The following is a 15038-nucleotide window of genomic DNA, read 5'->3' as shown; positions in this document are numbered from 1 at the left end:
ATGATATAATGTAAGAGGTACGTAAGCGCTAGAAGAAATTATTGAGTGGTGATAATATATGAAGATGGAATTTGATTTACGGATGACTCAAGAACAAAAATTAATAATGACACAACAGATGCAGATGTCTGTGAAAATTCTTCAAATGACTAATATGGAAATGCAATCTTATATAACTAAAGAGATTGAAGAAAATCCTATATTAGAAACCGAAAAAAAATCAAAAGAGAAGAAAGATGATATAGACTATAAAGAACTTATAAAATATTTAGATGATGATTTTAATTATTCCAATAAAAATTATTATGTAAATAATGAAGAAGAAGTATCGCCTTTTACTTTTATAAGTGCTAAGAAATCATTGAAAGAATATTTAATAGAACAAGTAATCGATTTAAATTTAAGTGAATCTTTAAAATATCTATGCATGTATATAGTGGAAGATATTGACTCTAGGGGATATCTTTATACAAATAAAAATATTTTAGCTGAAGAATTAAATGTAGAAATAAGTACAGTTGAGGAAGCTTTAAAGGTAATACATTCTTTGGATCCACCGGGAATAGGTGGGGTTAATTTAATAGAGTGTTTAAAAATACAATTGAACAAAAAGCAAATAACGGATAAGGAAATTTATCTAATTGTAGAAAATTATCTACAATCAATGGCTGATAACAAATATGCAGTAATAGCAAAAGAACTTAATATTTCAATTCAAGAAGCGCAAAGATATGGAGATATAATTAAAACTTTAGAACCAAAACCTTCAAGAGGTTTTTATACAGGGGAAGAGACTAATTATATTTCACCAGAGGCTCACATAAAAAAAATTAATGATGAGTATTTTGTTATTATGAATAATGATGAAATACCTAAATTAAATATTAATAAAACTTATAAAAATATAATTTATAATGATGAAGACGAAAAAACGGTTAAGTATGTTAAAGATAAGATAAATAGTGCTTTGTTTTTAATTAAAAGTATTAATCAAAGAGAAAGCACCATATTTAGAATTCTAACTAAACTTGTGGAAGTTCAAAGAGATTATTTTGATATGGGAGAGAAATATTTAAAACCTTTAACTTTAAAAGAATTAGCGGAAATGCTACAAATTCATGAATCTACAGTTAGTAGAGCTATAAGAGATAAGTATGTATACACTGATAAAGGAACAATAAAAATTAAAGATTTATTTATTACAGGAATAGCTCAAAATAATTATGATGACAATGTTTCTACACTAATTATAAAAAAAGAAATAAAGAATATTGTAGAAAGTGAAGATAGTAAGAAACCTTACTCAGATCAAAAAATCTGTGATTTGTTAAAAGAAAAGAATTTCAATATATCAAGAAGGACTGTAGCTAAATATAGAGAGGAATTAGAAATAAAATCTTCTAGTAAAAGAAAGAGATATTAACAAAAAGAATTCTTTTTGTTAATTTTTTTTTTTTTTTTCAAAAAACTATTTAAAAATTTCTCTTTATAGCTTATAATAATATTCATGGGACATAAATGTATATCCCGGGACAAAAAAAAGCCAGGGAGTGTTTGAAGTGTATGAAATCTTAAGTTTACAGCAAAAAATTATGCCGGAACTTTTAGAAGTTCTTCAAAAAAGATATTCTATACTTAGAACTATTTATTATAATGCTCCTGTAGGAAGAAGAATGTTATCAAATTTATTAGGAATGAGTGAAAGAATAGTTCGTACCGAAATAAATTTTTTGAAAAAACAGAATTTAATAGATATTACTTCAGAAGGTATGAAAGTTACTGAAGAAGGTGAAGAAGTAGTAGATAAATTAAAAGAACTTATACATGACCTTAGAGGATTACATGAAATTGAAGAATTTTTAGAAAAAAATTTAAATGTAAAAAAGGTATTTATAGTTCCAGGAAATGCAGATGATAATGAGATAGTTTTAAATGAAATAGGAAAAACTGCAGCAAGTTACATAAAAGAAAGATTAAAAGATAATAATATAATTGCATTGACAGGAGGGTCATCAGTAAAAAAAATTATTGATAATATACCCCATATTAGGTCAAAAAATGATATAATGGTAGTGCCGGCTAGAGGTGGTATAGGTGGAAATGTTGATGTTCAATCTAATACTATAGCTGCAAAATTAGCTAATAAGCTAGATGCAAGATACAAAATGCTACATGTTCCAGATAATCTAAGTGATTCTGCTTTAAAAACAATACAAAAAGAAAAAAGTATTATGGAAGTATTAGATTTAATTAATAATGCAGATATACTTATATATGGTATTGGAAGAGCTACAAAAATGGCAGAAAAAAGAGGATTAGGTAAGGAAATAGTTGAAAAATTAGAACAATTAGGAGCAGTAGGAGAAGCATTTGGCTGTTACTTTAATATAGAAGGTGAGATAATTTTTTCTACACCAACTATAGGTATCAAAAATGAACAAATGACAAACGTGGAGACTTCCATTGCTATAGCTGGTGGTAAGAGAAAAGCAAAAGCCATAATTGCCACAGAAATGTATAGTAAGAATAGCATATTATTCACCGATGAAGGTGCAGCTATGGAAATTATGAAAATTTTAAGTGAAAGAGAAACATCAAACTAAGTTATGTATAAACATTAACATAAATTTATTAAACAAATATTAGGAGGTAATTGTAAATGGTAAATGTAGCGATTAATGGTTTTGGAAGAATAGGAAGATTGGCATTAAGATTAATGATTAACAACCCTGAGTTTAATGTTGTTGCAATCAATGACTTAACAGATGCTAAAACTTTAGCACACTTATTTAAATATGATTCAGCACAAGGAAGATTTGATGGAGAAATAGAAGTTAAAGAAGGATCTTTCGTAGTTAACGGAAAAGAAATCAAAGTTGTTGCAGATAGAAACCCTGCAAACTTACCATGGGCAGAATTAAAAGTAGACGTAGTTTTAGAGTGTACTGGATTCTTCACATCTCAAGAAAAAGCTGGTCTTCATTTAGAAGCTGGCGCTAAGAAAGTTGTTATTTCAGCTCCTGCAACTGGAGATTTAAAAACAGTTGTATTTAATGTAAACAATGATGTATTAGATGGAACAGAAACTGTTATTTCTGGTGCTTCTTGTACTACAAACTGTTTAGCTCCAATGGCTAAAGTTTTAAATGATCAGTTCGGAATTCAAAAAGGATTTATGACTACTATCCATGCTTACACTAATGACCAAAACACTTTAGATGCTCCTCACGCAAAAAATGATTTAAGAAGAGCTAGAGCAGCTGCTGCATCAATAGTTCCAAACACAACTGGTGCTGCTAAAGCAATAGGATTAGTTATTCCAGAATTAAAAGGAAAATTAGATGGTGGTGCTCAAAGAGTTCCAGTTATAACTGGTTCATTAACTGAATTAGTTGTTACTTTAGATAAAAAAGTAACTGCTGAAGAAATCAATGAAGCTATGAAAGCTGCTAGTAACGAATCATTTGGATATACTGAAGAAGAATTAGTATCTACTGATATAATCGGAATTAGCTTTGGATCATTATTTGATGGAACGCAAACAAGAGTTATGGAAGCAGGCGGAGAGCAATTAGTTAAAGTTGCTGCTTGGTACGACAATGAAATGTCATATACTAACCAATTAATCAGAACTTTAAAATATTTCGTAACAAGATAGTTAAATAAAAGTAATTAATACTTAGTATAGACAATTTTATAGGTCTGGTTTTGTAGTTAAGGCTATAAGGCTAGACCTTTTAAATTTTAATAATGAGGAGTGTATTCTAATGAGTTTTAATAAAAAGACTATTGAAGATGTTCAAGTTAATGGTAAAAAAGTTTTAGTAAGATGTGATTTTAACGTACCATTAAAAGATGGTGTTATAACTGACGAAAATAGATTAGTTGGAGCTATGCCAACAATTAAATATTTAATAGATAATAAAGCAAAAGTTATACTTTGTTCACACTTAGGAAAAGATGCTTCTAAGACTTTAGCACCAGTTGGCGTAAGATTAAGCGAAATGCTTGACCAACAAGTTGTTTTTGCAAGAGATGAAGAAGTAGTTGGAGAAAATGCTAGAAAAGCTGTTGCAGAAATGAAAGACGGAGACGTTGTACTATTAGAAAACACTAGATGTAGAAAAGAAGAAAGTAAAAATGGAGAAGATTTATCTAAAGAATTAGCAAGTCTTTGCGATATTTATGTAAATGATGCTTTTGGAACTGCTCACAGAGCTCATTCATCAACTGAAGGAGTTACTAAATTTGTAGATACTGCTGTATGTGGATATTTAATTCAAAAGGAATTGAAATTTTTAGGAGAAGCAGTAAATACTCCAGTTAGACCTTTTGTTACTATATTAGGTGGAGCTAAGGTTTCAGATAAGATTGCTGTTATAAACAATCTATTAGACAAAGCCGACACTATAATCATAGGTGGAGGAATGGCATATACATTCTTAAAAGCACAAGGATATGAAATAGGAACTTCTTTAGTTGAAGCAGATAGATTAGATTATGCTAAAGAAATGATTGAAAAAGCTGAAGCTAAAGGTGTTAAATTCTTACTACCAGTGGATCATAGAGTTGCTTCTTCATTTTCAGATGTTGAGGCTGTAGTTACTGATAATGAAAATATTGAAGCTGGATTTATGGGATTAGATATTGGTCCTAAGACAGAAGTTTTATATGCTGATGCTATCAAAGATGCTAAAACTGTTATTTGGAATGGTCCTATGGGAGTATTTGAATTTGAAAACTTCAATAAAGGAACAATTGCAGTTGCACAGGCTATGGCTAATGCAGATGCAACAACAGTTATTGGTGGTGGAGATTCAGCTGCTGCAGTTAATATATTAGGATTTGGTGATAAAATGTCTCACATCTCTACTGGTGGTGGAGCTTCACTAGAATTCTTAGAAGGTAAAGACTTACCAGGAATTACAGCTTTAACAGATAAATAATACTAATATTTAGGAGGGTTTAAAATGAGAACACCTATAATTGCAGGAAACTGGAAAATGAATAACACAGTTTCTCAAGGATTAGAATTAATAGAAGCTTTAAAACCATTAGTTAAAGATGCAAATTGTGAAGTAGTAGTTTGTCCTACTGCTGTTAGTTTGGATGCTGTAGTGAAAGCTACTGCTGATTCAAATATAGCTGTTGGAGCTCAAAATATGCATTTTGAAGAAAATGGTGCTTTCACAGGAGAAATTGCTCCATCAATGTTAGCAGAGCTTGGAGTTAAATATGTAGTTTTAGGACATAGTGAAAGAAGAACTTACTTTGGAGAAACAGATGAAGCTTTAAACAAAAAACTTAAAAAAGCTTTTGAACATAAATTAATTCCTATTTTATGTATTGGAGAAACTCTTGAAGAAAGAGAAGGAAACATTACAGAAGAAGTTTTGGGAAAACAAATTAAAATTGATTTAGCAGGTCTAGAAGAAGCACAAGTAGCTGAAATGGTTATTGCATATGAACCAATTTGGGCTATTGGAACAGGAAAAACAGCTACATCTGAGCAAGCTAATGAAACTATTGCTTTTTGTAGAAAAACTGTTGAATCTATGTTTGGTGGAGAAGTTGCTGAAAAAATTAGAATTCAATACGGTGGTTCTGTAAAACCAGATACAATAAAAGAACAAATGACTCAACCACATATAGACGGTGGATTAATTGGTGGAGCTTCTTTAAATGCAAAAGATTTTGCAGCAATAGTTAATTTTGATAAATAAACTGTTAAATTTAGCAGAAAAACGCCAAAAATCTTAAATATATGTTATTATATAAATGAAATAAAACAAAAGAACATGGGGGTGGGAAAATGACTAAAAAGCCAGTAATGCTTATGATATTAGATGGTTACGGATGCTCTAATGAAGAAGAAGGCAATGCAATCAAATTAGCTAACACAAGTAATTTTGATAAACTTTGGAATGAGTATCCTCATACAAGTATCGGAGCTAGTGGACTTTCTGTAGGATTGCCAGATGGTCAAATGGGTAACTCAGAAGTTGGTCACTTAAATATCGGGGCAGGTAGAGTTATATATCAAGCACTTACAAAAGTTACTAAGTCCATAAAAGATGGAGACTTTTTTGAAAACGAAGCTTTATTAAAAGCGGTAAATAATGCAAAAGAAAATAATTCTTCACTACATCTTTTAGGATTACTTTCAGATGGTGGAGTGCATTCACATCTTGAGCATGTTAAAGCACTGCTTAAACTTGCAAAAATCAATAACTTAGAAAAAGTATATCTTCATGCTTTTTTAGATGGAAGAGACACACCACCTTCTTCAGCAGCAGGATTTATTGAAGAAATAGAAGCTTACATGAAGGAAATAGGTGTGGGTAAAGTTGCTACTTTGAGTGGTAGATACTATGCTATGGATAGAGATAATAGATGGGAAAGAGTTGAACTTGCTTATAACGCATTGGTTAATGGAGAAGGAGAGTTCTCAGAAAGTGCAGTAAAAGCAATAAAAGATTCTTATCATGATAATAAAGAAGATGAATTTGTATTGCCTACAGTTATTGTTGAAGATGGTAAGCCACTTGATACAATAAAAGACAAAGATTCTGTTATTTTCTTTAATTTCAGACCAGATAGAGCTAGAGAAATAACTAGAGCAATAAATGATAAAGTTTTTGAAGGCTTTGAAAGAAAAACTTTAGACTTAACTTATGTAACATTAACTCAATATGATAAAACTATGGAAAATGTTTATGTAGCGTATAAACCTGATGATTATACAAATACTTTAGGTGAGTATGTAAGTAAATTAGGATTAAACCAATTAAGAATAGCTGAAACTGAAAAATATGCTCATGTAACTTTCTTCTTCAATGGTGGAGTTGAGGCTCCAAATGCCAATGAAGATAGAGCATTAATAGCTTCTCCAAAAGTTGCAACTTATGACTTGAAGCCTGAAATGAGCGCATATCAAGTAACAGATGAGTTATTAAAGAGAATAGATTCAGACAAATATGACTTAATAATTCTTAATTATGCAAATCCAGATATGGTTGGTCATACTGGAGTAATAGAAGCTGCAGCTAAAGCTATTAGCGTTGTAGATGAGTGTCTTGGAAAAGTAGTTAATAAAATTCTTGAGAAAGATGGAACAGTATTTATTACGGCTGACCATGGTAACTCAGAACAAATGATTGATTATTCTAATGGAAAACCAATGACTGCTCATACAACAAATCCTGTACCATTCATTTATGTATCTAATGATGCAAAAAAGGAAACTTTAAGAGAAGGTGGTATCTTAGCTGATATCGCACCAACATTGCTTCAAGCAATGAAACAAGAAGTACCAGCAGAAATGACTGGAAAATCTTTAATAGCTGAGTAATAAAAAATTAATATAAAAATTAGGAGGAACAAAAATGAAATTACATTTAGAAATTATGGACGTTTATGCTAGACAAATCTTAGACTCAAGAGGGAACCCAACAGTTGAGGTTGAAGTTACTTTAGAAGATAACACAGTAGGAAGAGCAGCAGTTCCATCAGGAGCATCTACTGGTATATTTGAAGCAGTAGAATTAAGAGATGAAGATGATTCTGTATACGTAGGAAAAGGTGTTTTAAAAGCTGTTGAAAATGTAAATACTTTAATTGCTGATGAAATCATCGGAATGAACGTTATGGATCAAGTTGCTATCGATAAAGCTATGATCGCTTTAGATGGTACTCCAAACAAAGCTAAATTAGGTGCTAATGCTATGTTAGGTGTTTCTTTAGCATGTGCTAGAGCAGCAGCTGAATCTTTAGGAATGAGCCTTTACCAATACATAGGTGGAGTAAATGCTAAAGTATTACCAGTTCCAATGATGAACATCATGAATGGTGGATCTCATGCTGATAACAACGTGGATTTACAAGAATTCATGGTTATGCCTGTAGGAGCTGCTTCATTCTCAGAAGCTTTAAGAATGTCTGCAGAAGTTTACCACGCATTAAAATCATTATTAAAGAAAAAAGGATTATCTACAGGAGTAGGCGACGAAGGTGGATTCGCTCCAGACTTAGAAAGCAACGAAGCAGCTATAGCTATAATCATTGAAGCTATCGAAAAAGCTGGATATACTCCAGGAAAAGATATCTATATAGCTCTTGACCCAGCATCTTCTGAGTTCTTCAACACTGAAACTCAAATGTATGAATTAAAAGGAGAAGGTAAAACTTTAACTCCAGAGCAAATGGCTGATTTCTATGTTGATTTAGTAAACAAATATCCAATTATCTCTATTGAAGATGGTATGGCTGAAGAAGATTGGGCTGGCTGGAAGTTCATAACTGAAAAATTAGGTGGAAAAATCCAATTAGTAGGAGACGATTTATTCGTTACTAACACTGAAAGACTTGCAATGGGTATTGAAAGAGAAACAGCTAACTCTATCTTAATCAAATTAAACCAAATCGGTACTTTAACTGAAACTTTAAATTCTATCGAAATGGCTTCTAGAGCTGGATATACTTCAGTAGTATCTCACAGATCTGGTGAAACAGAAGATTCTACAATAGCTGATTTAGTTGTAGCAACAAATGCTGGTCAAATCAAAACTGGTGCTCCATGCAGATCTGAAAGAGTAGCTAAATACAACCAATTACTAAGAATTGAAGAAGAATTAGGCGTTATGGGTGAATATAGAGGAATGGATGCATTCTTCAGCATAAAAAAATAATTTACAATTAATATGAAAGCTAAAGGAAATCACCTTTGATTTTCTTTAGCTTTTTAAACAATAAAAAGTATGATTTTTGATATGTTTTGATATATACGTTGATAAATTAAACAAAGGTATTTATAAGAAAATTGCAATGAAATAAATACATTGTAATTTATTTTTTCGTGTGATAAAATAAAGTTTGATAAATATTAATGTGAGTATAATACTTACTATTTTGCAATTAATTGAGGAGGTGTATATCAATGCATACATTTTTAGTTGTTTTATTAGTAATCGTTTCAGTGCTTTTAATAATTTCAGTGATGCTTCAACCATCTAAAACAGACGGATTTAATTTAGTATCATCAGGTGCAGAAACTTTTCTATCTAAAAATAAAACAAAAACAAAAGAATCAATGTTAGCAAAAGCAACAGTTGTCTTAGCGGTACTATTTATTATTTTAACTAGTCTTATAAGTATAGTAAAATAAAGGTATATAGTAAAAATAATAAGGTTATGTAGTGAATGTAATAAGGTTATAAAATAAGGTTATATATAAGGAGGAATTAGGGTGAATTATTTATTACCATTTGTGTCAGCAATTTGTGCTTTAATTTTTGCTGTTGTATTAAGCAACGGTATTACTAAAGAAAGTGCTGGAAATGAAAGAATGCAAGAAATCGCGGGTTACATACATGAGGGTGCAATGGCTTTCTTAAAAAGAGAGTACAAATACTTAGCGATTTTTGTAGCAGTAGTAGCAATTATTTTAGCTATTTTTATTAATTTAACAACAGCTATATGTTTTATTTTTGGTGCTTTATTCTCAATAGCAGCAGGATACTTCGGTATGCAAGTTGCTACAAAAGCTAATGTAAGAACTGCTGAAGCAGCTAGAAGCGGACAAAGCAAAGCTTTAGAAATTGCTTTTTCTGGTGGTGCTGTAATGGGTATGGCAGTTGTTGGTCTTGGAGTTCTAGGATTAACAGTATTTTATATGTTATTTGGAACAAAAGATATTTCAGTTATAACAGGTTTTGGCTTAGGAGCTAGTTCAATTGCATTATTTGCTCGTGTTGGTGGTGGGATTTATACAAAAGCTGCTGACGTTGGAGCTGACTTAGTTGGTAAGGTTGAAGCTGGAATTCCAGAAGATGACCCAAGAAACCCTGCAGTTATAGCAGATAACGTTGGAGACAATGTTGGAGACGTTGCTGGTATGGGTGCAGACTTATTTGAATCATATGTTGGTTCATTAATATCAGCATTAACTTTAGGATTCTTTTTATTTGAAGGAGATTCAAACAAAATATTATTCCCACTTGTTTTGGCTTCACTTGGAATATTTGCTTCTATAATAGGTATATTTATAGCTAGAAAAAGCAAAAGTGAAAATCCTCAAAAAGCATTAAACTCTGGTACATATATTGGTGGAGTTCTTGTTATAATTGCTGCAGCTGTTTTAAGTATGACTACTTTTAATAGTATGAGAGCTTTTGGTGCTATAGTTGCAGGACTTGCAGTGGGTATGTTAATTGGTAAAGTTACAGAAATGTACACTTCTGACCAATATAAATATGTACAAAAAATTGGAAAACAAACAGAAACAGGAGCTGCCACTACAATAATCTCTGGATTAGGAATAGGTATGTATTCTACAATGTTACCTATCATATTTATTGCTGTAGGAGTTTTAGTTGCTTTCTATATTATGGGTGGCGGAACTGATGCTTCAATGGGTTTATATGGTATAGCTTTAGCGGCTATTGGTATGTTATCAACAACTGGTTTAACAGTTGCGGTTGATGCATATGGTCCGATCGCTGATAATGCTGGTGGTATTGCTGAAATGGCTGAGTTACCTCACTCTGTAAGAGAAGTAACAGACAAACTTGACTCAGTTGGTAACACAACAGCAGCCATTGGTAAAGGATTTGCTATTGGTTCAGCAGCTTTAACAGCATTAGCATTATTTGCTTCTTATGCTCAAGCTACTAAATTAGATAAAATTGATTTATTAACTCCAGTTACTTTAGTTGGATTGTTAATAGGAGCTATGCTTCCATTTTTATTTGGTGCTTTAACTATGGAATCTGTTGGTAAAGCAGCATTTGAAATGATTGAAGAAGTTAGATATCAATTTAAAAACATTCCTGGTTTAATGGAAGGTACTGCAACTCCAGATTACAAGAAATGTGTTGATATTTCAACTACAGCCGCTCTTAAAGAAATGATGTTACCAGGAGTACTTGCAATAGTAGTTCCTATAGCGGTTGGTTTCTTATTAGGAGTTGAAGCACTAGGTGGTTTAATAGCTGGGGCAGTAGCTTCAGGTGTTTTAATGGCTATAATGATGGCTAATGCTGGTGGAGCATGGGACAACGCTAAAAAATACATCGAGGGCGGAGCTCACGGTGGTAAAGGAAGCGATGCTCATAAAGCAGCAGTTGTTGGAGATACAGTAGGTGACCCATTTAAAGATACATCAGGTCCTGCTATGAATATATTAATAAAACTTATGACTATAGTTTCTTTAGTATTCGCACCAGTATTATATCAATACGGCGGAATATTAATAAAATTATTCACTAAATAAGCAGAAGCAGCCCGAAAGGGTTGCTTTTTTAATGTGAAAAAAGACAAAGTGAATAGTGTACTGTGAATGGTGCACTATCTTTTATTGTGGCCGTTTACTAAAAAATGGTGTATACTATAGATATATTTAAAGAAAAATTTGTATATTTATTTTAAATAGGTTAAAAATAAAGAGAGTATGTAAAATAGGAGGAAATATTATGGATATGAAAAAAATCATTTTAGCTTTCATGGAAGAACAGGCTTATAAACCTATGAATCTAAAAGAATTAGCATATATATTTGGTATTAAAAAAGGTGAAATAGAAGATTTTAAATCAACTTTAAGAGAAATGATAGAAGAAGGATTGGTAATAAAAAATAGGAAAAAATTATTTGGATTACCTGAAAAAATGGGCTTAGTTGTTGGAAAACTACAAGGGCATCAAAAGGGTTTTGGATTTGTAATTCCTCAAGATGAAAGTCCGGATGTATTTATAACATCATCATTTATGAATGGTGCTATGAATGGTGATAAAGTAATAGCTAAAGTAACAAGAGAACAAAATAATGGTAAAAAACGCGAAGGTGAGATTGTTAGAGTAATTGAAAGAGCAAATACAAGAATTATTGGAACTTTTGAAGAAAGTCAAAATTTTGGATTTGTAGTGCCAGAAGAAAAAAGAATTTTTCAAGATATTTTTGTGGCTAAAAGTGATACAAAAGGAGCTTCTCATAAGGATATAGTAATTGTTGAGATAACAAGTTGGCCCGATAATAGAAGAAACCCTGAAGGAAAAATTGTTGATATTCTAGGTAAAAAAGGAGAACAAGGTATAGATATACTTACAATAATTAAAAAGTATAGTTTGCCAGAATATTTTCCGGAAAAAGTTCAAAGATTTGCAGAAGAAATACCATCTGAAATACCAGAAAAAGAATATAAAAGAAGAGAAGATTTAAGAGAAGTAAGAATGATAACAATAGATGGGTCAGATGCAAAAGATTTAGATGATGCAGTATCCATCGAAAAATTAAAAAATGGAAATTACTTATTAGGAGTTCATATTGCAGATGTATCTTTTTATGTAAGAGAGAAAAATCCTTTAGATAAGGAAGCTTTAAAAAGAGGAACTTCAGTGTATTTAATAGATAGAGTTATTCCTATGTTACCAAAGGAATTATCAAATGGGATATGTAGTTTAAATCCAAAAGTAGATAGATTGGCACTGACTTGTTTTATGCAGATTAATAATGAAGGTAAAGTAGTTGATTCCAGAATAGCAGAAACAATTATTAGAACTGATGAGAGAATGACTTATTCTGATGTAACAAGCATTTTAAGAGATAAAGATGAAGAACTTATAAAGAAGTACGATTACTTAATAGAAGATTTCAAAACTATGGAAGAATTATGTAAGATTCTTAATGGTAAAAGATTAAAAAGAGGAGCCATTGATTTCGATTTTGAAGAATGTAAAATCATTTTAAATGAAATGGGAAAACCAATTGATATTAAGCCATATGAAAGAGCTATTGCTAACAGAATTATAGAAGAGTTTATGTTAGTATGTAATGAAACTATAGCTGAATATATGTATTGGTCCAATACTCCATTTGTTTATAGAATTCACGAAGAACCTAACGAGGAAAAACTACAAAAATTTAATGAATTCGCATATAACTTAGGCTATTCGGTAAAGTTTAAAAACGAAATTCATCCAAAAGTACTTCAAAGTGTTGTAGAAAAAGTTAGAGGGCAGAAGGAAGAAACTGTTGTAAACACATTATTGCTTAGATCTATGATGAAAGCCAAGTATTCACCACAATCAGTAGGTCACTTTGGTCTTGCAGCAAAGTATTATTGTCACTTTACATCTCCTATTAGAAGATATCCAGATTTAATTATTCATAGAATAATTAAAGAATTTATTAATGGAAGTATAGATGAGAAAAGAACAATAAGTTTGAAGAGTGCAGTGGAATATGCTTCAGTACAATCTTCCGATATGGAGCGTATAGCACAAGAAGCAGAAAGAGAAGTTGATGATTTAAAGAAAGCTGAATATATGAGTGAAAGAGTAAATAATACTTATGAAGGTATAATTTCCTCAGTTACTAATTTTGGTATGTTTGTAGAACTACCTAATACCGTAGAAGGTTTAATTCATATAAGTAGTTTGGAAGATGATTATTATATTTTTGATGAACAACATTTATGTTTAATGGGTGAAAGAACTAAGAACGTCTACAAACTTGGTGATCCAGTTAAAATTATAGTTACAAGAGTAGACTTAGATAATCATGATATTTATTTTGATCTTGTTAAAGAAAAAGATGATTTGATGGATATTATGGAGGATGAAGAATTAGATTTGGAAGAATAATCATAAATATGTTGAAATTATATAATATATGTAATAGTATATATAGTAATAATTTATATTTTTAATTTAGCAGGGGTTATAATTAATAAAAAATGGAGGGGATATTTTATGGCAAAAGAAGTGAATATTGATTGGAGTAATTTGGGGTTTAGTTATATTAAAACTGATTTTCGTTATATTTCAAGATGGAAAGATGGAGAATGGGATGAAGGTCAATTAGTAGAAGATAATAAATTCTATATAGAAGAAGGTGCTACAGCCCTTCATTATGGGCAACAATGTTTTGAAGGTTTAAAAGCCTATAGAACAAAAGAAGGAAAAATTCAACTTTTTAGACCAGATCAAAATGCTAAAAGATTAAATAATTCCTGTGAAAGAGTAATGATGCCAGGAATGTCAGAGGAAAAGTTTATTGACGCTGTAAAACAAGTAGTTAAAGCTAACGAAGCTTATGTACCTCCTTATGGTTCCGGTGCTACATTATATTTAAGACCATTTGTAGTAGGAGTGGGAAACACTATAGGGGTTAGTCCTGCACCAGAATATATATTCTATATATTCTGTATACCAGTTGGACCTTACTTTAAAGGTGGATTAAGCCCAGTTAATTTCACAACAAATGATTATGATAGAGCTGCGCCACATGGTACTGGAGCTGCTAAAGTTGGGGGTAATTATGCTGCTAGTATGATGCCGCATAAAATAGCAGTAGATAAAGGTTTTGCAGATTGTATATACTTAGATCCTAAAACTCATACAAAAATAGAAGAAGTAGGAGCAGCAAATTTCTTTGGAATAACTAAAGATAATAAGTTTATAACTCCAGATTCGCCTTCAATTCTTCCAAGTATAACAAAATATTCTTTATTGTATCTTGCAAAAGAATATTTAGGAATGGAAGTTGAAGAAAGAGATGTACTTATTGATAACTTAGATGAATTTAAAGAAGCAGGGGCATGTGGTACTGCGGCAGTTATTACTCCTATTGGAGGAATAAATCATAATGATAATCTTCATGTATTCCATAGTGAAACAGAAGTTGGCCCTGTAACTAAAAAATTGTATGATACACTTTATGGAATTCAATTTGGGGATGTAGAAGCTCCTGAAGGTTGGATTGTTGAAGTAGAGTAGGGAGAAATAAGTTGACAGTTGAGAGTGTACAATTGACAATAAAGGCGGATTTTCTTCAAAAATCTTCAAATTTATAAAAGATTAAAAGAATATTATTTTTATATTGTATTGAGGATTTGTAGGGGCGGGTTTCCATGCCCGCCCACTATTAATTTATCAATAATATTTACAATATTTTATTTTGTTAGAAATTAAAGTTATAAATATTGACAGTTAAATACTAGAAGTGTATAATTTAATACTGCATACTAAAAGAGAAGTAGGTGATAT

Annotated in this window: 11 protein-coding genes; all 11 read left to right on the top strand. The window is 31.2% G+C overall.

Annotated features, from left to right (window positions below):
- Positions 1-64 precede the first annotated feature (64 nt).
- A complete protein-coding gene (rpoN, locus tag BUB83_RS03315) occupies positions 65-1423 on the top strand; it encodes an RNA polymerase factor sigma-54 (RefSeq protein ID WP_200801424.1) in 1359 nt (452 codons plus the stop codon).
- A gap of 136 nt (positions 1424-1559) precedes the next feature.
- Positions 1560-2603, top strand: coding sequence for a sugar-binding transcriptional regulator (locus BUB83_RS03310; RefSeq protein ID WP_073337008.1), 1044 nt, complete (start codon positions 1560-1562; stop codon positions 2601-2603).
- 56 nt (positions 2604-2659) lie between these two features.
- Positions 2660-3658 (top strand): type I glyceraldehyde-3-phosphate dehydrogenase, encoded by a 999-nt coding sequence (gene gap / locus BUB83_RS03305; RefSeq protein WP_073337006.1) that lies wholly within the window; start codon positions 2660-2662, stop codon positions 3656-3658.
- Positions 3659-3767: 109 nt separating this feature from the next.
- Positions 3768-4946: a phosphoglycerate kinase gene (locus BUB83_RS03300; protein ID WP_073337004.1), complete on the top strand. Its 1179-nt coding sequence runs from the start codon at positions 3768-3770 to the stop codon at positions 4944-4946.
- Between the two features lie 24 nt (positions 4947-4970).
- Complete coding sequence (gene tpiA, locus BUB83_RS03295) at positions 4971-5723, top strand: triose-phosphate isomerase (RefSeq protein WP_073337002.1); 753 nt, start codon at positions 4971-4973, stop codon at positions 5721-5723.
- Between the two features lie 89 nt (positions 5724-5812).
- Positions 5813-7351, top strand: a complete 1539-nt coding sequence (gene gpmI, locus BUB83_RS03290) for a 2,3-bisphosphoglycerate-independent phosphoglycerate mutase (RefSeq protein ID WP_073337000.1) — start codon at positions 5813-5815, stop codon at positions 7349-7351.
- A gap of 34 nt (positions 7352-7385) precedes the next feature.
- On the top strand, positions 7386-8687 hold the full coding sequence (gene eno / locus BUB83_RS03285; protein ID WP_073336998.1) for a phosphopyruvate hydratase: 1302 nt from the start codon (positions 7386-7388) through the stop codon (positions 8685-8687).
- 248 nt (positions 8688-8935) lie between these two features.
- Positions 8936-9163 carry a preprotein translocase subunit SecG gene (secG, locus tag BUB83_RS03280; protein WP_073336996.1) on the top strand — a complete coding sequence of 76 codons (228 nt, stop codon included), beginning with the start codon at positions 8936-8938 and terminating at the stop codon, positions 9161-9163.
- 81 nt (positions 9164-9244) lie between these two features.
- Positions 9245-11269, top strand: a complete 2025-nt coding sequence (locus tag BUB83_RS03275; protein WP_073336994.1) for a sodium-translocating pyrophosphatase — start codon at positions 9245-9247, stop codon at positions 11267-11269.
- 199 nt (positions 11270-11468) lie between these two features.
- Positions 11469-13634, top strand: a complete 2166-nt coding sequence (gene rnr / locus BUB83_RS03270; RefSeq protein ID WP_073336992.1) for a ribonuclease R — start codon at positions 11469-11471, stop codon at positions 13632-13634.
- Positions 13635-13742: 108 nt separating this feature from the next.
- Positions 13743-14768, top strand: a complete 1026-nt coding sequence (locus BUB83_RS03265; RefSeq protein ID WP_073336990.1) for a branched-chain amino acid aminotransferase — start codon at positions 13743-13745, stop codon at positions 14766-14768.
- The last annotated feature ends 270 nt before the right edge of the window (positions 14769-15038 follow it).

It is taken from the genome of Clostridium grantii DSM 8605, assembly GCF_900129965.1.
GTDB classification, from domain to species: domain Bacteria; phylum Bacillota; class Clostridia; order Clostridiales; family Clostridiaceae; genus Clostridium_AF; species Clostridium_AF grantii.
Note: the sequence above shows the minus strand (reverse complement) of the source record. Positions and strands in the feature narration are given on the sequence as shown.

Bases quoted from the DNA above. Each gene is read 5' to 3' on its own strand.
- gpmI (WP_073337000.1), top strand. From the start codon at position 5,813: ATGACTAAAAAGCCAGTAATGCTTATGATATTAGATGGTTACGGATGC.
- rpoN (WP_200801424.1), top strand. From the start codon at position 65: ATGGAATTTGATTTACGGATGACTCAAGAACAAAAATTAATAATGACA.
- secG (WP_073336996.1), top strand. From the start codon at position 8,936: ATGCATACATTTTTAGTTGTTTTATTAGTAATCGTTTCAGTGCTTTTA.
- tpiA (WP_073337002.1), top strand. From the start codon at position 4,971: ATGAGAACACCTATAATTGCAGGAAACTGGAAAATGAATAACACAGTT.
- eno (WP_073336998.1), top strand. From the start codon at position 7,386: ATGAAATTACATTTAGAAATTATGGACGTTTATGCTAGACAAATCTTA.
- gap (WP_073337006.1), top strand. From the start codon at position 2,660: ATGGTAAATGTAGCGATTAATGGTTTTGGAAGAATAGGAAGATTGGCA.
- BUB83_RS03265 (WP_073336990.1), top strand. From the start codon at position 13,743: ATGGCAAAAGAAGTGAATATTGATTGGAGTAATTTGGGGTTTAGTTAT.
- rnr (WP_073336992.1), top strand. From the start codon at position 11,469: ATGGATATGAAAAAAATCATTTTAGCTTTCATGGAAGAACAGGCTTAT.
- BUB83_RS03300 (WP_073337004.1), top strand. From the start codon at position 3,768: ATGAGTTTTAATAAAAAGACTATTGAAGATGTTCAAGTTAATGGTAAA.